This window comes from Pseudarthrobacter adonitolis (assembly GCF_055412845.1).
Genome location: NZ_JBVAYW010000001.1, coordinates 1 through 17,559 on the forward strand (window position 1 = coordinate 1; position 17,559 = coordinate 17,559).

16 protein-coding genes are annotated in these 17,559 nt (G+C 63.2%); 6 read left to right on the plus strand and 10 right to left on the minus strand.

The genetic code is table 11. The features are described from left to right. Positions 1 to 404 precede the first annotated feature (404 nt). From ACZYZ4_RS00005 to ACZYZ4_RS00020, 4 genes are all read left to right on the plus strand, one after another. Complete coding sequence (locus ACZYZ4_RS00005) at positions 405 to 1,673, plus strand: hypothetical protein (RefSeq protein WP_463857073.1); 1,269 nt, start codon at positions 405 to 407, stop codon at positions 1,671 to 1,673. A 409-nt stretch (positions 1,674 to 2,082) separates the two neighbouring features. After that, positions 2,083 to 2,532: a helix-turn-helix domain-containing protein gene (locus ACZYZ4_RS00010; RefSeq protein WP_463857075.1), complete on the plus strand. Its 450-nt coding sequence runs from the start codon at positions 2,083 to 2,085 to the stop codon at positions 2,530 to 2,532. Further along, positions 2,498 to 2,719: a hypothetical protein gene (locus ACZYZ4_RS00015; RefSeq protein ID WP_463857860.1), complete on the plus strand. Its 222-nt coding sequence runs from the start codon at positions 2,498 to 2,500 to the stop codon at positions 2,717 to 2,719. The genes ACZYZ4_RS00010 and ACZYZ4_RS00015 overlap by 35 nt, the downstream gene beginning before the upstream one ends. Next, complete coding sequence (locus ACZYZ4_RS00020; protein ID WP_463857077.1) at positions 2,716 to 3,129, plus strand: purine-cytosine permease family protein; 414 nt, start codon at positions 2,716 to 2,718, stop codon at positions 3,127 to 3,129. The genes ACZYZ4_RS00015 and ACZYZ4_RS00020 overlap by 4 nt, the downstream gene beginning before the upstream one ends. A 149-nt stretch (positions 3,130 to 3,278) precedes the next feature. Here ACZYZ4_RS00020 and ACZYZ4_RS00025 read toward each other — a convergent pair whose 3' ends face one another. The 6 genes from ACZYZ4_RS00025 to ACZYZ4_RS00050 form a co-directional block, all read right to left on the minus strand. Next, complete coding sequence (locus ACZYZ4_RS00025; RefSeq protein WP_463857079.1) at positions 3,279 to 4,691, minus strand: flavin monoamine oxidase family protein; 1,413 nt, start codon at positions 4,689 to 4,691, stop codon at positions 3,279 to 3,281. Positions 4,692 to 4,699: 8 nt separating this feature from the next. Further along, positions 4,700 to 6,145, minus strand: a complete 1,446-nt coding sequence (locus ACZYZ4_RS00030; protein WP_463857081.1) for an APC family permease — start codon at positions 6,143 to 6,145, stop codon at positions 4,700 to 4,702. A 5-nt stretch (positions 6,146 to 6,150) separates the two neighbouring features. After that, entirely contained in the window at positions 6,151 to 7,701 is a 1,551-nt protein-coding gene (locus tag ACZYZ4_RS00035) for an APC family permease (protein ID WP_463857082.1), read from the minus strand. Beyond that, entirely contained in the window at positions 7,694 to 9,142 is a 1,449-nt protein-coding gene (locus tag ACZYZ4_RS00040) for an aminobutyraldehyde dehydrogenase (protein ID WP_463857084.1), read from the minus strand. The genes ACZYZ4_RS00035 and ACZYZ4_RS00040 overlap by 8 nt, the downstream gene beginning before the upstream one ends. Before the next feature lie 115 nt (positions 9,143 to 9,257). Continuing rightward, positions 9,258 to 10,022 carry a PDC sensor domain-containing protein gene (locus ACZYZ4_RS00045; protein ID WP_463857086.1) on the minus strand — a complete coding sequence of 255 codons (765 nt, stop codon included), beginning with the start codon at positions 10,020 to 10,022 and terminating at the stop codon, positions 9,258 to 9,260. Continuing rightward, on the minus strand, positions 10,012 to 10,767 hold the full coding sequence (locus ACZYZ4_RS00050; protein WP_463857088.1) for a FadR/GntR family transcriptional regulator: 756 nt from the start codon (positions 10,765 to 10,767) through the stop codon (positions 10,012 to 10,014). The genes ACZYZ4_RS00045 and ACZYZ4_RS00050 overlap by 11 nt, the downstream gene beginning before the upstream one ends. Before the next feature lie 669 nt (positions 10,768 to 11,436). On the opposite strand from ACZYZ4_RS00050, the gene ACZYZ4_RS00055 reads away from it, so the two are divergent. Then, positions 11,437 to 11,640, plus strand: a complete 204-nt coding sequence (locus ACZYZ4_RS00055; RefSeq protein ID WP_463857090.1) for a hypothetical protein — start codon at positions 11,437 to 11,439, stop codon at positions 11,638 to 11,640. Positions 11,641 to 11,718: 78 nt separating this feature from the next. Here the strand turns inward: ACZYZ4_RS00055 and ACZYZ4_RS00060 are convergent, their stop codons facing one another. The 4 genes from ACZYZ4_RS00060 to ACZYZ4_RS00075 are packed head-to-tail and all read right to left on the minus strand — an operon-like array spanning position 11,719 to position 15,781. Next, complete coding sequence (locus ACZYZ4_RS00060) at positions 11,719 to 11,952, minus strand: hypothetical protein (protein ID WP_463857092.1); 234 nt, start codon at positions 11,950 to 11,952, stop codon at positions 11,719 to 11,721. Continuing rightward, positions 11,949 to 13,151 carry an acyl-CoA dehydrogenase family protein gene (locus tag ACZYZ4_RS00065; RefSeq protein WP_463857094.1) on the minus strand — a complete coding sequence of 401 codons (1,203 nt, stop codon included), beginning with the start codon at positions 13,149 to 13,151 and terminating at the stop codon, positions 11,949 to 11,951. The genes ACZYZ4_RS00060 and ACZYZ4_RS00065 overlap by 4 nt, the downstream gene beginning before the upstream one ends. A gap of 52 nt (positions 13,152 to 13,203) precedes the next feature. Next, positions 13,204 to 14,388 carry a CaiB/BaiF CoA transferase family protein gene (locus ACZYZ4_RS00070; protein WP_463857096.1) on the minus strand — a complete coding sequence of 395 codons (1,185 nt, stop codon included), beginning with the start codon at positions 14,386 to 14,388 and terminating at the stop codon, positions 13,204 to 13,206. A 34-nt stretch (positions 14,389 to 14,422) separates the two neighbouring features. Further along, a complete protein-coding gene (locus ACZYZ4_RS00075; RefSeq protein WP_463857098.1) occupies positions 14,423 to 15,781 on the minus strand; it encodes an aminotransferase class III-fold pyridoxal phosphate-dependent enzyme in 1,359 nt (452 codons plus the stop codon). Positions 15,782 to 15,906: 125 nt separating this feature from the next. Here ACZYZ4_RS00075 and ACZYZ4_RS00080 point away from each other — a divergent pair, with 125 nt between their 5' ends. After that, the gene (locus tag ACZYZ4_RS00080) at positions 15,907 to 17,349 is read left to right on the plus strand and encodes a PucR family transcriptional regulator (protein ID WP_463857100.1); all 1,443 of its coding nucleotides are present in this window, start codon (positions 15,907 to 15,909) and stop codon (positions 17,347 to 17,349) included. Positions 17,350 to 17,559: the final 210 nt, after the last annotated feature.

Below are 17,559 nucleotides of genomic sequence, written 5' to 3' on the forward strand. Positions count from 1 at the left end.
CCTGGCCATGATCCCACCCAACGAATTCGAGCAAAACTACTACGCTCAAATAGACGCCTCATCACACGACGAGGACACCAGCAAGAAGACGGCCTAAAACCCGGCACGGTTCACTATGCAGTTCCCGTCCAAAAAAGATTGGAGTGCCTACGTTCGATGCCTGTATTGGACTTTCAGGAAGTGTCAGTGATTGGTCGGCACGCGAGTGAGAGCTTTCAGGGCTCGCGCCCATATAGGCGTCCGCTGGCGCGGCCGACTGTTGAGTCCAGTGCATCCGTTGCAGGGGCGGGAGCCGGCGATATTGTGTTGGCTTTGCCTGAAGCCGCCTGGCTAGGTGCTGAGCCGCTTATTTCGGCTAGTCTCGACTCCATTGGGCCGAAGCAAGAGTGATGGGTTATGGGGTTATGGAAGTATCTGAGTTTGAGAATCATCCGTTGTGGGCAAAACCCGCGTTTATGCTGGCCGTGCTGGGAGAGTTTGAAGTATCTTACGAAAACCCTTCCCCGGTTGCGTTCGCCAGACTTCGCTGGATTGCCGCTCAACTTGAGAAGTTCCGGGCCGTCGACCCGAGATTCTTCGCGCCGGAGCAACTGCGATTGGCGGACGACCAATGGCAGAACGTCCTGAACTACCTTGAGAACTATCGTGGAAATCCCAGTGGTGGTTACGAAGGCTCCGCCGTCTCCTACGCGGAGGCATGGCTTCAGGTTGCGGGCGGTTGGCACAGGCCACAGACTTCAAGCAACGTCCTGGCACGGCAGGCCAAGGACGAATATGAGAGCGTTATTACCTCATACAAGACTGTCAACGAAAACCTCGTTGGCCTCTTGAACCAGGAACGATCTTCTGCGCAGCAACAAGCGTCAGCATTACGGGAAAAGATCACGGAGCTGGAGACGTTGGTAATCGGCGCGCAACAGTCCGTGGGCGAACTCAACGACACCATCAAGGCTGACAAACGTGTTCTCGAAGACGCGGTCACAAGTCACGATGAGATCTTTAGATCCGCGCAGACAGACCGGACAACAGCCTTCGCCGATTGGCTCAAGAAACAGCGTGAGGATTTCGGGGAGCTTGCGAAACCGCATGTGAATGTTCTAAAGGCCACAGTCTCGGAAGGTGAAGAGGTTCTGAAACACATCAGGAGCTTGGGGGATCAGACCGACGCGGCCGCCGGGAAAACCACAGGGCACATACTGGCCGAGGAATTCAAAACGTCCTCGGCTGCGGAACTTGAGTCGGGCAACAAGTCGTTCTGGGCCGGAGTGATCGTCGCGCTCATCGGAGTCGGCTGGCTTATTGTGGTCGCGATCCTGACTTTCAGCGATCGTAGTGACTTCAACTGGAACTGGATAGCCCTCAAGATCTCTCTGACGTTGGCCCTGGGAGGCGTGGCCACGGTACTGATACGAAGGGGTCAACACTCACAAGCCACCGCACGCGACTACAAGAGGACTGAACTGGAGCTACGAGCTATCGGACCCTTTCTGTCTGACATAAAGACCCCGACCATCGCCGAAGAAGCGAAAGTTGACTTCCTCAAGCGAACATTCGGCCGAGCTGCAGGGGGCAACGGCAACTCGCAGGGGGACGAAGCTGGACAGGCATTGGGAAACAAAGCTATGGACATTCTGTCCGTCCTCGCAGACAAGGTACCGACGCTCAAGCTTTAGTCCGTCCTAAGGGTGTCATTACAGTGAGACCGCAGGCTGGCGATTGGCCTTGGACCTGTGCAGGTCTCGCGTTCGAAACCAAGGACAGAGTGATGCCGTTCGTCTCGACAAGCGAACGGCCACTGCTATAACCAGGTTCATTTCTCTCCAGTTGGCAAGCCGAGCAGCCTCTCACTTCAGCCTCTGTTGCCATCGACTCCATTGCCGGTTGCAGTTGCGCCTTCGGCTGTCCACAATGGCGAGAATCCCCCTTCAGCGCATGGCAGCGGGGTGGGCGGCCGGATGGTGTCGCCCTAGACCGATGATCTGGGGCTGCCGTGGTGGGGGAGTACCTCCGCGCGCACTTCCGCGGCCGCCCCTACGGCGAGGACACTGCCGCCAGCGAAACAGCCTGCGTACCGTGGAACTTGTGGACAGAAAAGAAGAGATCCGTGAGTTCCTGATTTCGCGTCGTGCGAAGGTCAGCCCGGAGCAGGCCGGGATCCCCAGCTATGGGGAGCTGCGGCGTGTGCCGGGTCTGCGCCGTGAGGAAGTGGCGCAGCTCGCCGGGGTGAGCACGGACTATTACACGCGGCTGGAACGCGGCAGCATCCGCGGCGTCTCAGACTCGGTGCTCGAGGCAGTGGCCTCCGCGCTTCAGCTGGACGAGGCCGAGCGGGCACACCTGATGGACCTGGCGCGGACGGCCAACGCGCCGTCGGGCCGGACGCCCCGCCGTCCGGCGCAGCAACGGGTCCGTCCCGGAGTGCTGCGTCTGCTGGATGGGATGACCGGGGGTGGCCGGCATGGTGCAGAACGGCCGTGGCGACGTGCTCGCCGGCAACATGCTGGGACGGGCCCTGTACTCCGAGGTATTTAACTCAGATGTATCGTTTGGTCGGGATGTTCCGGGCTGGCTGCCGAACCAGGCCCGCTACGTCTTCCTCGATCCGCGGCCAGCCGACTTCTACCCCGACTGGAACGCGATCGGGGCCATCATGGTCGCGATGCTTTTGCCAGTCGGGTTTTCAGACTGGACCTGCCCCGCTTTGTCTGGGTTATCGTGAGCGGCGCTCTGGCCTTTTTGCTCATGCTCACGGATGTTTTGAGTTACCTCCTCAAGGCCCTGGCCTGGCAGGGTGTATTTGTAACCGCGTGGGTTGCCATCGCACTGGTATTCATTGGCCTGAACTGGAAAGCGCAGGATCTCGTCCCTGATATCCGGCCGGCTAATCTCAAGGCAATCAGCCCCGGAGCAGTCGCCTGGGTGTTTGCTTCAGCAGTGGGAATTGCGCTCACTGAACAAACGGCGTGGCCGGTAGTGTCCCAGCTCACCCCCCTGATCACCATGGCGTTGGCTGCCGGCGTCTACTACGGCGCCTATAAACTCTCACCGCCTCGTCTGATCAGCTCCATAGAGACCATTGACCCAGCCGATGAAGAGCTGGATCCTGCCCTCACGCATCAGACCAGCTGAAGGCCATATCACTACCAAATGCAAGAAGACCGACAGTTCAACAACGAAGTCTAGATCCAGCATCGCAAACGGCGGGTCCGGCAGTTTTCACCGCCGGCCCCGCCGATTTCTTTACGGGTGTTTCACGGTCGGCCGTGAACCCTCGTCCGTCAGCTTGCGGCGTATCCCGGCACGGACTCCGCGGCCCGAGCCGCGATCTTCGCCGCGGTGCCGCGGCCCATCCGTACGGCCCCGTCCACGTGCTGGTAACCCTCTGCGGCTAGGTCGGAGGAGGCCCAGTAGATCGGTCCCACGGGAGTCAGCTGGTCCGCGCCGTACCGGTGCAGTCCGCCCAGGTCATAGCTGGAGGCATAGGCGCCGCGGGTCCATTCCTCCGATCCCCAGTCGGATTCGAAGTACACCACCGGCTCCAGCGCCTTGGGACCCAGCGACTTTGCGAAGTCTTCCAGAATCACCTGGCGTCGCTCATCAGCGCCGAGCGCGAACATGGCATCTGCCTTCTCATCCGGCACGAAGGCGACCAACGTCCCACGTGCGTCCTCGTGGTTGGTGTTATCGTAAATTTCCTGAACGATTAGGTCCGGACTGAAGCAGGTGCCGGACAGTCCTTCGTCCCGCCAGAACGGCGACTCGTAGACCGCATGGACCTTGATGACCAGGCCAAGGGACTGGTGTTGGTGCATCTGGTGCTGCCGGCGCGGCAGTGGCGGATCGAAGGAAACCCGGGAGAAGAGGTTGGGCGGCACGGCCATGATGGCGTACTTTGCCCGGACCGTGGCTTTCTCTGACACGGCGGTCACGCCAGTGCCGTCCTTCCGCTGCCCCCATTGCAGGCTCCGTACAGGTGATCCCAGTACGACGTCGTCGCCCAGTTCTGCGGCGATCGTTTCGGAGAGCCGCTGCATGCCTCCCACCACCCGCTTGTCCAGGAGCAGGTCCTCGTCAACCAGGTTGGAGAACGAGCCGGCGGACGCCGCCATCAGGATGGCCTGCAGTGCGGAGAAGGAGTGGGAAGGCTTGGTCAGCATGCCCCCGGCCAGGAAGTGGCCGATGTTGACGCAGGCTTCCTCATCCGCGGAATGCTGGCGCAACCAGTGGTGCAGGGAGATGGTGTCCAGTTCCCGGGCTCTGGGGTGTGCCCAGGGCTCGGTGGAGCCGACGTCGGCCGCGAGTTCGTCGAGGATGTCGATCAGGCGCTGGATCTCACGCCCTGTCTCCTCCGGCACCGGGAACATGTCCCCGGCATACTCGGTCCGTTCGCCCTTCGGTGAGACATACACGGATTTTCCCTCGCGGTACCGGCTGAAGGTTTCCAGTCCGAGCTCGTCGAGGATGGACTTCAGCGCATCCTGGTCCGGGGAGATCCACTGGCCTCCGATCTCCAGGGAGGCGCCGTCTATGGTGTCCGTCCATGTCCGGCCGCCCACACGGTCGCGGGCTTCCAGGACGGCGACGGTCAAGCCGGAGGCCTTGAGGTCGCGGGCCGCTGTCAGCCCCGTGACGCCGGCGCCGATGATGACTATGTCGCGGTCGAGAGTTTTAACTGTTTCCTCGAATTTCATGGTCTTGATCATTCCTTGTCGTGGATGTGGGTGGGTGCGGCGCCGGCCAAAGCCGGAGCTCCGCTGGTGGGGTGATCGCCGTCGTCGGTATGCCCGTTGAACTCATCGTCTGCGGGCTCCTCTTCGAGCACAAAGTCGGAGATCTTCCGGCGGAAGCCCTTGGTGAGTACAGCGAGGTACACCACGCCGGCCACGGTCCAGACCAGACCGAAAATGAGCGCTTCCAGATGCAGGAAGGCCCACAGCACGCTGGTCATGCCCGCTCCGATGAGGGGCAGCACCAGATAGTGGAAGACGTCCCTGGGTGTGCGGTGCCGCTTCTTGCGGACCACGAAGTAGGCGATCACGGAGAGGTTTACAAACGTGAAAGCGATCAGCGCGCCGAAGTTGATCATGGACGCCACCAACTCCAGCGACGGCGTTATCGCCAGCAGCGAGACCACACCCACCAACGCCACGGTGAAAACCGGCGTCCGGAATTTCGGGTGAACGTAGGCGAAGAGTTTGGCGGGGCGCAGCACGCCGTTGCGTCCCATCACGAAAAGCAGACGGGAAACGCTGGCGTGTGAAGAGAGGCCGGAAGCGATGGTGGCCGCGAACGCTCCGGCCAGGAACAGCAGCTGGAAAACCTGCCCGCCCACGTAGAGCGCCATTTCCGGCAGCGTGTCATCGGTGACCTGGAATTGGTCCACCGTGGGGAACACGGACTGGCCAAACCAGGCCGCCAGGAAGAAAATGCCGCCGCCGATCCCCAGGGTGAGCAGGATGGCCCGCGGCATGGTCTTCGGGTCCTTAGCCTCCTCGGTGTACATGGTGATGGCGTCGAAACCGATGAAGGAGAAGCACACCACGGTCGCTCCGGTAAGGATCGCCGCAGCTTTCATGCTGTCGTTGAACAGCGGTGCTGTGGAGAAGATGGTGCCCTGTCCCACGCCGTTGGTCAGCTGGATGCCGGCCAGGACAACGAACGCGACAATCAGTGCGATTTCGAAGACCACCAGCGTCGAGGTGACCTTGGAAGTTGAGGTCATGCTGCGCAGGTTGATGCCGGTGATCAGGGCGACGTACAGCACTACCCAGATCCAGCCCGGAGCCTCGGGAAACAGCGCCTCCATGTAGATGCGGATCAGCAGCGCATTGACCACCGGCAGCAGAAGGTAATCCAGCAGCGCCGCCCAGCCCACGACGAAGCCGAGTCCTGGGTGCATGGTCTCGCGGGTGTAGGTGTACGCCGAACCGGCGGCAGGGAAGACCCCAACCATCTTCCCGTAGCTGAGTGCGGTGAAGAACATCACCACCATGGCCACCAGGTATGCCAAGGGGACCAGCCCGCCGGTTTCCAGGGAGACAATGCCGAACGTATCAAAGACCACCGTGGGGGTCATGTAGCCAAGGCCCAGGCCCACGATGGCCCACATGCCCAGGGAACGCTTGAGTGATTTTTTCGGTGCCATGGATGTCACTTCCTCAAGGGGGATTCGACGTTGCCGGGAGCGGTGGTGGCCCGGTGTTTCCGCAACAGCGCGGCAACCTCCACGGCGTCACCGCTGGGGGCGGTTGATTTTGCAGCGGGGCGGGCAAGGAGCAGGTAGAGCAGGCCGGTTCCGCTGATCATGGACAGGCCGGCCAGGACCGTCCAGTCGGCCAGGAAATCGCCGGTGCTGCCAGGCAGGGCCAGCAGCGCCATGGCGAAGATGCCGTAGGCCAGGGCGGCGACGTTGACGGCGAAGCCTGCGGCGCCGAGGCTGAACGGTCCGGCCGGACGCCAGCCTTTGATCCGCTGCCGCAGTGCTGCGAGCACCACGGACTGGAAGGCGACGTAGATGCCGAGGACGGCAAAGGAGGTGACCTGGGTCAGCAACCCATCAGGGCCCAGGTAGATGATTACGCACAGCGCCAGTGGGATGCTGCACGCCACTATCAGCGCGTTGGTGGGAACCTTGGCCGTTCCGGAGACCTTGGACAACCACTGGTGTCCGGGCATCATTCCGTCGCGGGCGAAGGAATAGATGAGCCGGCTGGCCGCAGCCTGGAGGCTCAGGACGCAGGACAGGAACGCGGTGAGCGCGATGATTAGGAAGAACTTGGCACCGATCGGCCCCAGTGCCGCTTCGAGGATGGCGGGGATGGGGTCCGCGTCCTCGCCTTTGACGATTTCCTGCAGGTTCGGTGCCGCCAGCACGTAGCCGCAGAAGGAGAACAGTGCCGAGACGCCGCCCACCAGGATGGTCATCATCATGGCCCGAGGGATGCGCCGGGCCGCGTCGCTGACTTCCTCGGCAACGTCGCCGCATGCCTCGAACCCGTAGAACAGGAACAGGCCCGCCAGGGCGGCACCCATGAAAGTGGCCGCGTATGGCTGATCCCCCTGGACTCCCATGGAGTTGAAGAAGACGCCGAATTCCTGCTTGCGCTGGAAGATCAGCAGGTGCAGCCCTACGGCGATGACGCCCACCAGTTCCGCGGCCAGACCGATCCGGGCTACCCGGCTCAGGGTCCTGGTTCCGGTGAAGTTCAGTACAAGCGCAACAACCAGCAGAATGATGGAGAGCCACAACGTGGCCTCCCGCGTCAGTTCGAGGTTGAAGAGGCTCGCCAGGAATCCGCTGCCGAACTGCGCGACGGAGGTGATGGTGACGATCATGGCCCAGATGTAGATCCAGGCTGACATCCAGGCGTACCGCCGGCCCCAGAGCCGCCGGGTCCACGGATAGATGCCGCCGTGAATGGGGTATTGCGAAACGACCTCGCCGAACACCAGGGCCACCAGCAGTTGCCCGGCGCCGACAATGAGGATCCAGAACACCGACGGCGGACCGCCGGTGGACATGGCGATCGCGAACAGCGAGTACACGCCCACGAGCGGTGAAAGGTATGTGAATCCGAGGGCGAAGTTGGCCCACAGTGACATGGAGCGTTCGAAGGTGTCCTGGTATCCCAGAACGGCGAGGTGTTCGCCGTCGCCGATGTTCTTTTCCGGTGGCTCCGCCGGGGTCCGTCCGTTACCCACGGCTGCCCGGCCCGATGTAGCTCATGACGTGCTTGATCCGGGTGTAGTCCTCCAGGCCGTACATGGAGAGGTCCTTGCCGTAGCCGGACTGCTTGAAGCCGCCATGTGGCATCTCGGCAACAAGCGGGATGTGGGTGTTGATCCAGACGCAGCCGAAGTCCAGCTTCTTGGCGAACTGCATGGCGCGGGTGTGGTTCTGGGTCCAGACCGAGGAGGCCAGGCCGTAGTCCACGTCGTTAGCCATCTTCAGTGCCTCGGCGTCGGTGGAGAACTTCTGCACGGTCACGATGGGTCCGAAGACTTCTTCCTGCACCAGTTCGTCGTCCTGATTCAGTCCGGACACCACGGTCGCTTCGTGGTAGTAGCCCACCGTTCCGTGCCGTTTGCCACCGGTCTCGACGACGGCGTGATCGGGGAGGCGCTTGACGAACCCCGCAACCCGTTTAAGGTGTTCGGCGCTGCTGAGCGCCCCGAAGAGGATGCCTTCCTCGTCCGGGGCGCCAGTCTTGGCGTTTTTCTGGACTTCGGCGGTGAAAGCCGCAACGAATTCGTCGTGGATGCTCTCGTGCACCAGCAGGCGGGTGGCTGCCGTGCAGTCCTGGCCGGCGTTGTAGAACGATGCCGGGACGATGCCTTCGACGGCTGCGGCGATGTCTGCGTCGCTGAAGACGATGACCGGGGCCTTGCCTCCAAGCTCTAGGTGTACGCGCTTGACATCGGCGGCAGCGGCTCCGGCCACCTCCATGCCGGCGCGGACGGATCCGGTGATGGACACCATGCCCGGAACCTTGTCCGCCACCAGGGCGCGGCCTGTGTTCCGGTCACCCAGGATCACGTTAAAGGCGCCGGCGGGGAGGAATTCGCTAGCCAGTTCGGCGAACAGCAGGGTGGAGCTGGGAGTGGAATCCGAGGGTTTGAGGACCACGGTGTTGCCGGCGGCCAGCGCCGGGATGACCTTCCATGTAGCCATCATCAGCGGATAGTTCCACGGGGCCACCTGCCCGATCACTCCGATGGGCTCACGGCGGATGGAGGAGCTGTGGTCCGCCAGATACTCGGCCGTAGCCCGTCCCTCCAACGTCCTCGCGGCACCGGCGAAAAAGCGGATCTGGTCCACCAAGACATCGATTTCGTCCGAGACGATCCCGCCGCGGAGCTTGCCGGTGTCGGCGCATTCAAGGTCAGCAAGATCCTCGGCACGGGTCTCCACCGCGGTGGCGATGCGAAGCAGCGCCCGCTGGCGCTCCGCCGGCGTGGTGTCGCCCCAAGTCTCGAATGCAACAGAGGCGGCAGCATACGCCGCGGCTACGTCCTCCTCGTTAGAAATGGGGGTTCTGGCTATGACCTCTTCGTTGGCCGGATTGATAATTTCCAGCCTTTCCGTAGAGGAAGACTCGACGTATCGGCCGTCGACAAAGTTTTGTAGTTCGCGCACACTCATGGGTTTCCCTTCCAAAGACAACAATCAGGACGGAGGCCTTGCGGCCCGCTCCGTGACGCGGTTCACAGCGCCTAAGTGAGACTACACCTGATTCATCTGGAATAGGATGTTTAATTTATATGTCTTCTCCCATGAGGAGTTTCAGCCCGGTGCCAGGGCACGGGACAGCGTGCCATCCTTGGCTTGCTGCACTAGCGTCGGACACGACGGAACCGACCCGAAGGGTCGGGCAAACCGACAAAATGACCCGGCCGCTGCTGCTGACGAGTGCGATCGCTGATTCCGTTGCACGGAGCAGCGGTAGCACGTCGGGCTCTAACCGCCTGACCAGGATGTCCGCCCCGACAACTCCCCGCATGGACTCGCCGACGCCCACGGGAACGGTGAGGGTCAGGATGTAGTCGCAGGTACACAGGTGGTCTACGTACGGGCCGGTGATGTGGCGGGCCCTGGTGGTTTCGGGGACCTGGTACCACTCAAAGGCCGTGAAGTCCCGCAGGTATTGTGCATATTCGCGCGATGCCAGGTCCAGCCTGCTGGGTTTCGTAGTGGTGCCCAGCAGGGGATTGTCCGAGAGCGGGCCCAGCCACCAGGAAAAATTCAGCGCCTGGCTGAGGTCTGATTCCGGAGCTGCGATGAAGCCTGCCCCGATCACGAGTGGATCAGCTGCAGTCAGCTCTGGCTCCACCAGGGAATACACCAGCGACTCGATCCGGGTGGTGCCGTTCTCTGCCCCCGCCTTCTCCACAGCTGAGCGCCAGCTGTCCAACGTGGTGAATACGCCGGTGAAAAGAGCACCGATGGCGGCCGAGCATTCCCTCCCGCGTTCAGCGTCCGGCACGTTGTCCCTTATGCGCATGGCCATGCTCTCATTGCTCAATTCTTTCTTTTGCTGCCAACAACCAACTCGACAGTTCGCTCAGCTGAACCCGCACCAGCGCGCGGGCCTGCTCTGGGTCATGGGCGGAAATCGCCTCCGCGATCTTCACGTTCTGCCCGAAAATGTTCCGACGCAGATCCTCGTCGGCAACTCCCAGCCACAACAGGGAACCAAATTCGGCCTGCAGACGGATCTGTTCACGGACAAGGCGCGGCGACTGGCTGATGACGGCTATTTCCAGATAGAAACCACCCGCGTTCCGGGCAGCATCGCTCACCGTGGCAAAGTCGGCATTCTCCAGCCATAGCCGCAGGCGGGCCGATTCCTCATCCGATGCCAACTCCGCGGCCCGTTCGGTGCACCCGGCGCTGAGCACCCCGAAGTAGACGGCGCTGTCTTCGATATCGACCCGGGCCATGCCGCGCAGCCGGGCCCAGAGCAGTGCTTCCGGGGTCCGGGACACAGGCAGAACGAAGCTGCCCCCCTCGCGGCCGCGTCGGGTTTCCACCAATCCGGCGTCCCGCATGGCGCTTAGTGCTTCGCGGGCAGTCACCAGGGCCACACCGAACCGCTGTGCCAGTTCCGCTTCGCTGGGCAAGCGGTCCCCCGGCGTCAGGACGCCCAGGAGGATCGCATCGATGAGCCGCTGGGCGACCTGCTCCGAACGGCCGGCGCCGGACAGCTGGGCAAAAACTGCCGCCCGGGCTCCCTGCGAGGATGGCTGCGGTGCCAGGTCTGAAGTCACAGTTCGGTCCCGCAGCGTGGTGGCGGGATCTGCGCGCAAAGTTGTGGCCTGTCATCCATAGCGCCACTGTATCTTTCGGTTCGGGTCTTAGCGCAACATCCTGCGTCCCCTGGACAGCAAGGAGCCCCAGGCACCGGCGACGAGCTCACGGAAAGCGCCGGAGGCACCGCGCTGATCTCCCGGTTCGTGGCGGCCCATGTGGCCGGCGCCTGTGGCACCGGCCTAACTTGCTGCGAAAGCGTACAAACAAAGGCAAAAACCTTGACGTTCTGCACGGTGACGGGTGTCACAGGGGTGCATACGCTCAGTGGACGGTCTGTTCCTCCACCCAGAAACTACTTCGGCGGTCTGCAACTTGGGCCGTAGGACTGAAAGAAGAAGCTCCCATGCCACTCCAGACAAACCGTCCCCACGAGTCGACCGTCACCGCCACAACCGGTCACCATGCGCCCACGAGCGGCTGGTGGCGGCCCGACGACGGCCCAGAGCCATTCCGCTACCTGCAACAGGGGGAAATCATGCCCTCTCTCGAGGGGGCACAGACTCTGTGGATGCTCGTCCATGAACTCGATCCGTCGCTAAGAGTCCGCTCCCGAAGCCGGCAGCGCTAAGAGAGGCGTCTCTTTACTCGATCCATCAATCGCACTCGCCCAGAAGGACAGTAAAGCCATGAAACGCAAAAGCCTGGTACAAAGCAACGACAACCGGCGGCTCGTATCGCCCGAACCCGGCAGTGGCCAGCAGCCACTCACCAGCACGCAACAGTCAAAGTGGGCAAGCACCATTCCCGGTAAATGCAATTCCGATCAGCGGCGCACCGAATCGATGCTGACGACGACTCCGGCGTACGGCGCTCAAAACCCGATTGAATGAACGGCTTCCCAACGAACCGCAGGGAATTGAGAGCAGTTCATTGCCCTCAGGCAGTCGGTTGTCTGTCTGCTCTCTGACCTAAACCCAGAGCTCGAAGCCAAGATCTTTGTGGAAGTACTCTCGACAATCAGTAGCATCTGCGGCCAGCCATAAACCCGAGCCGTCGGGCATTTCTTCTTCGACGATGCCTCGGCGAACTAGGTGTTCGTTTTGGCGGATCTCAACGACGTCGCCCACCCGGTTCTGCCAGACTGCCGCCTGGCGAGCAGGGCCGGTGCGCGACAAGGCCGTGACATCGACCGCGGCACTCACCGAAAGGCCCCCTCGCCCGTTAGTTTCTGACCCAGGATGAGGGTGTGGACTTCGTCAGTGCCTTCGTAGGTTCGCACTGATTCGAGGTTGTTGGCGTGGCGCAGCGGTGAGTATTCGAGGGTAATACCGTTGCCGCCAAGGATCGTACGGGCCTCCCGGCAGATTTCGATCGCCTCGCGGCAGTTGTTGAGTTTGCCCACGCTGATCTGGTGGGGCTGCAGTTTTCCTGCGTCCTTAAGCCGTCCCAGGTGCAGGGCCAGGAGAAACCCCTTATTGATTTCCAGAGCCATGTTCACGAGCTTCTGCTGGGTGAGCTGGTACCCGGCGAGCGGGCGGCCGAACTGAAGGCGCTCCTTGGAGTAGACGAGAGCGTCCTCGAAGGAATCGCGTGCCGCGCCCATCGTGCCCCAGGCGATGCCGTAGCGTGCCTCGTTCAGGCACGAGAACGGGCCTCTGAGGCCGGAGACGTCGGGCAGGACCGCGTCATCGGGGAGGCGCACGTTCTCCAGCGATATTTCGCACTGGACCGAGGCGCGCATCGAGAGTTTCGGCTCGATCGGAGTGGCCGTGAAGCCAGGAGTGCCAGTGGGCACGACAAAGCCGCGCACGCCGGTGTCCGTCTGGGCCCAAATCACAGCTACCTGAGCGACGTTGGCGAGTCCGATCCAACGCTTGGTGCCGTTCAGGATCCAGTCATCGCCGTCACGGCGGGCGAATGTGGTCATGGCTGACGGGTCTGACCCCGCGGTGGGTTCGGTGAGGCCAAAGCATCCGATTGCCTCGCCGGCCGCCATTCGCGGGAGCCACTCCTGTTTTTGCTCCTCGGAGCCGTGCTTGGCGATGGCGGACATGGCGAGAGACCCCTGGACCGACACGAAGGTGCGGATGCCGGAGTCGCCGGCTTCAAGTTCGGCGGCGGCGAGGCCGTAGTCGACCGCGGTTCCTCCTGCGCAGCCGTAGCCCTTGAGATGCATGCCAAGCAGGCCGAGTTTGGCAAGTTCCGGCACGATTTCGATAGGGAACCTGGCCTCCTCGTACCACTTGGCGATGTTCGGCTTGATTTCTTCCCGGACGAACATCCGGACCCTGTCGCGCAGGGCGAGCTCTTCGGTGCTGAGGAGGGAATCGAATGAGATCAGGTCCGAGGGGTCCACGGCAGCGGCTGCCTCGAGGTCGGCTGAACTGGGGGCAAGGCTCATGGTGTGGTCCTTCTTGGGCCTGAACGGCTCGGGGAATTGGGGCTTGGAGGTTTTAGGGGGAAGTCTTACTTTTCGGGTGCCGCAGCCACTCCACTACGTCCTCGGTGTGCTCCCCGAGTGCGGGCGCTGCGTGGGTCCGTGGCGGCAGCGGCGGCGTCCAGGTGATGGGGTGGCGGATCTGGCGTCCGATGACTGAGCCGCCGGCGTCGTGCATTTCGATGGTGGGCGCCAGACCCAAGGATTCCGCGAAGGCAATGCCTTCGCCGATACTGGCTACACGCCCGGCGGGTACCCCCACGGCGACCAGGTTGTCCTGCCACGCCTCCGCCCCTGCCCCGGCCAGCCCGGACTCAAGCAGCGGGATGAGGTCGCGGCGGTACCTGACCCGGTCCGAGTTCGTTCCAAAGCGCGGGTCCACGGCAAGCTCCGGCGCCCCGATTGCCTTGCATAGCCGCGCAAACTGCGCGTCATTGCCCACGGCGACGGCCAGCGGGGCGTCGGCCGTGGCCAGGAGCTGGTAGGGGACGATGGAGGGGTGGTCGTTGCCCATCCGTTTGGGCACGACACCTGCACCGAGATACGCCTGTCCCTGGTTGGCGAGTGCGCCCTGGAGGCTGGACAGAAGGTTGACCTCGATCCGGCGGCCCCGCCCTGAGGAGGCACGCTCGGAAAGGGCCGCGAGGATGCCGATGGTGGCATCCTTTGCTGTCAGGACATCGACCAGCGCGACCCCGGCCTTGTAGGGCTCGCCGTCCGGGTCGCCGGTAATACTCATGAGCCCGCCGAGCGCTTGGACGATGAAGTCGTACCCAGGAAGATCCCGGCCGCCGGTGGACCCGAACCCTGAGATCGATGCGTACACGAGTCCCGGGTTCTCCTCGGCGAGCGACTCATACCCGAGCCCGAGTCCGGCGAGCCCGCCTGGCTTGAAGTTCTCAACCAGAACGTCGGCGCGGCGCGCGAGTTCCCGGGCAAGCTCCAGGTCCTCAGAGTCGGTCAGGTCCAGGGTGATGGATTCCTTGTTCCGGTTGACGCTCTCGAAGTAGGTGGCCCCCGTTTTCGACGACGGCGGAGCCCACTGGCGGGTGTCGTCTCCGGTTCCTGGCCGTTCGACTTTAATGACGCGGGCGCCGAGATCGGCCAGGGTCATGGTCGCAAGCGGCCCGGCGAGCACGCGGGAAAAGTCCGCGACGAGGATCCCCGCGAGGGGAGCGCCGGATCCCGGCTCCGGCCTCATGGCTGACCCCAATCGGGCCGCGTTCCCGCAAGACTCATGAGAGCACGGAGCGAATGGATGCCTCCAGCACGGCGAGGCCCTCGTCGAGGACGTCGGCCTCGATAACAAGCGGGGGAAGCAGCCGGATCACATTTCCGTTGGTACCGCACGTGAGGGTGAGGACGCCATGGGCGTTTGCTGCCTTGGCGGCGGCGCTTGCAAGGTCCCCCCGGGGTCCTGAGCTGTCGCGGAACTCGATTGCCATCATAGCGCCACGGCCGCGCACGTCGGCGACGCCGTCCAGAGCCACAAGAGGCTCGAAGCGGCGACGAACGGCGGCTTCGATGCGAGCGGCGTTTTCCAGGAGGGTGCCCTCTTCGAGGAGTTCGAATACCGCCAGTGCGGCCTCGCAGGCCACCGGGTTACCGGCATAGGTTCCGCCGAGACCTCCGGTGTGAACGGCGTTCATGAGCTCGGCCCGCCCGGTAGCGGCCGAGAGCGGCAGACCGGCGCCGAGGGCCTTCGCGGTCAACGTGATGTCCCCGGCAATACCTTCGTTCTCAGATGCGAACAGCTTTCCGGTGCGGCCCATGCCGGACTGGATTTCGTCGATGACTAGGACGATGCCGTGGCGAGTTGCGATCTCGCGCAGCCCCGTGAGGAATCCTGGGGCCTGGACAATGAAGCCTCCCTCGCCCTGGATCGGCTCGATGACCATCGCGGCGAAAGTCTCCGGTCCGTTCTGCGCAAGTAGGGCCTCGACCCGGCCGAGGGCTTCCGCGGGTCCGTCCGGTGAGGTGTGCGCGGGTGCCGTCGGTCCGCGGAATACGGAACCCGGGAGAGGTCCGAAGTTGAGCCGGTAGGGGTTCTCCTTTGCCGTCATGGCCATCGTGAGCGCGGTGCGTCCGTGGTAGGCCTCATCGAAGACGAGGATGTTCGGGCGCCGGGTTGCGGCCCGTGCAACCTTGACCGCGTTTTCGACAGCCTCGGCACCGGTGGTGAACAGGGCGGTCCGCTTCTCAAAGTCGCCGGGGGTGTGCTCGTTGAGCCAGCGGCAGACCTCGATGAACGACGCGTATTCGGTGACCATGAAGCAGGTGTGCGTGAAACGCTCGAGCTGGGCGGCGGCGCGCTTGGCCACCTTGGGGTTCGCCGCGCCGACGCTAGTCACCGCGATTCCTGAGGCGAAGTCGATTAGGTGATTGCCGTCAACATCTACGAGCAGCGCATTTAGCGCATGGTCGATGAACACCGGCATGGTGATGCCGAATGCGTCGGTAACGTGCTGGCGGCGTTCGGCTTCCAGCTCGCGGGAGCGCGGGCCGGGGAGCTCTGTGAGCAGGCGGCGGGCGGTTGCTGTGACGCGGGCCGGGTCAGTGGCGCAGCTGGGGGCGAGTTCTGGTGTGACGGTCATGGGTCCTCCTCGTGTGTCTGGATCCCAGGATAAGGACGGCGGAGCCTGCTGTCTTTGGATGATTCATCCTGCCGAAAGCCCACAGAAGCCGGATTGTACAAAGGCTCGTACCTTATGATTTAGGCATGATCACCCTCGCTCGGCTTGTCGAGGCTGCAAAGCCTGACCTAGTGCCATTCTGGCCGGTCCCGCTCCCCCGCGTTGAACTGACGGGCGTTCATGTGTCCGAGCTTGAGGATCCGACCGTGTTCCTTTACGGAGGCGAACTGCTCCTGACCGTGGGACTGCAGCTCGGCGGCCTCAACGGTGACGCACGGGCGGAGGCAGCCCGAAATTACGTGCAACGGCTCGTCGACGGCGGAGTGGCGGCTCTGGGTTTGGGCCTTGGCTCAGGCCATGCCATGGTGCCCGACGAGCTGCGGGCGGCATGCGTGGAATCGGGGCTTCCCCTTCTGACGGTACCCCGGGAATCCCCCTTCCTGGCCGTATCGCGGGCCTACTGGGAGCTTGTCAGACAAGGTGGCGAGGCCGAACTTACTGCCCTTCTGGGCCTTCAGGTGGCACTGACACGCGCCGCCGCGGAAGAGGATGCGGAGCCCGAGATCGTCCGTGAGCTCTCCCGCGCCCTCGGCACCTGGGTTGCTTACTTACCGGAAAGTGACGGGACTCCGTCGTCGGCGGCTGCCAGCGGTGGTGAATTGCCAACCGGACTGCTGGCGGAACTGGCGCGCGAATCTGCCCGGCTGCGGACCGCCCGTCGGGGGGCGACGGGCAATATTCAACTCGAATCCGGTACGGCTTCCCTCTATCCGGTATCCGACGGTCCGGCGATGTCCGGCTACCTTGCATTGGGCCGAAGCGGGCAACTTGGTGCTGCGGAACGTCACCTGTTCCTGACTGCGTCCACGCTCCTTGCTGCCAGGGCGGCAGGACAACGTCGGGCGGCGGCTGAACGGCGCCGCGCCGAGGGGATGCTCGCAGCGCTCGTCCTGGAGGGACATGATGATGCCGCGCGCCTCCTTGCCACGCAAATGGACTCCGATCCGCTGCCCGAGACAGCATTCGTCGTGGTGCTTCCAGACCTTGAAGAGTTGGCAACGCAGCCACAACCGGACGGGCTCGTGCTCGAACGTTCCGGCGTTATGTTGGTGCTCCAGGCAGCATCCAGCCCCTCCCCGAAGCTGCCCAAGGGCGCCCGCGGCGCGTGGGGCGGGCCGATGCCGCTTCGGCGCCTTCATGAGATCCGGGCCCAAGTCGCCGAGATTGCAGCCTCCGCCCCTCCCGGACAGCTCATACGCGTCGGTCACGGACTCGATCTGCCGGCCGACGAATGGGTGGACCAGCTGATGGCGCACCCGGGCCACCTCCTCGAGACTGTCCGCGCATATCTGGCCCACCGCGGGCAATGGGAGGCCGCCGGGCGCGAAATTGGCGTGCACCGGAACTCGGTGCGATACAGGATTGCCCAGGCCAAGGAACTATTGGGGGTCGACCTGGATGACCCCGACGTGGCAGCCCAACTCTGGCTGGCTCTCAGGGGCCGGACCCAAGCGCCCCACAAAGAATAGAACCAAGGAACCCCAGCCAATCGGCTGCCCCCTCGGCTGACGCGCCCCCGCCGGGAGTCGATCCGGGCACACCACTAAACGGGGTCCGTTCTTTAGCCCTGCCGTTCTTTAGCCTGCCATCACGACTTTTGACGAATCGTACAAAGAAAAGGCCAAGTCACGACGTTCTGCACGGTGACTGACATCGTGGGTTTGCCTACTCTCAATGGA

Excerpts from the sequence above, each read along its gene's own strand:
- ACZYZ4_RS00080 (WP_463857100.1), top strand. The coding sequence starts at position 15,907 with ATGATCACCCTCGCTCGGCTTGTCGAGGCTGCAAAGCCTGACCTAGTG.
- ACZYZ4_RS00055 (WP_463857090.1), top strand. The coding sequence starts at position 11,437 with ATGAAACGCAAAAGCCTGGTACAAAGCAACGACAACCGGCGGCTCGTA.
- ACZYZ4_RS00065 (WP_463857094.1), bottom strand. The coding sequence starts at position 13,151 with ATGAGCCTTGCCCCCAGTTCAGCCGACCTCGAGGCAGCCGCTGCCGTG.
- ACZYZ4_RS00040 (WP_463857084.1), bottom strand. The coding sequence starts at position 9,142 with ATGAGTGTGCGCGAACTACAAAACTTTGTCGACGGCCGATACGTCGAG.
- ACZYZ4_RS00015 (WP_463857860.1), top strand. The coding sequence starts at position 2,498 with ATGCTGGGACGGGCCCTGTACTCCGAGGTATTTAACTCAGATGTATCG.
- ACZYZ4_RS00025 (WP_463857079.1), bottom strand. The coding sequence starts at position 4,691 with ATGAAATTCGAGGAAACAGTTAAAACTCTCGACCGCGACATAGTCATC.
- ACZYZ4_RS00070 (WP_463857096.1), bottom strand. The coding sequence starts at position 14,388 with ATGAGGCCGGAGCCGGGATCCGGCGCTCCCCTCGCGGGGATCCTCGTC.
- ACZYZ4_RS00030 (WP_463857081.1), bottom strand. The coding sequence starts at position 6,145 with ATGGCACCGAAAAAATCACTCAAGCGTTCCCTGGGCATGTGGGCCATC.
- ACZYZ4_RS00005 (WP_463857073.1), top strand. The coding sequence starts at position 405 with ATGGAAGTATCTGAGTTTGAGAATCATCCGTTGTGGGCAAAACCCGCG.
- ACZYZ4_RS00075 (WP_463857098.1), bottom strand. The coding sequence starts at position 15,781 with ATGACCGTCACACCAGAACTCGCCCCCAGCTGCGCCACTGACCCGGCC.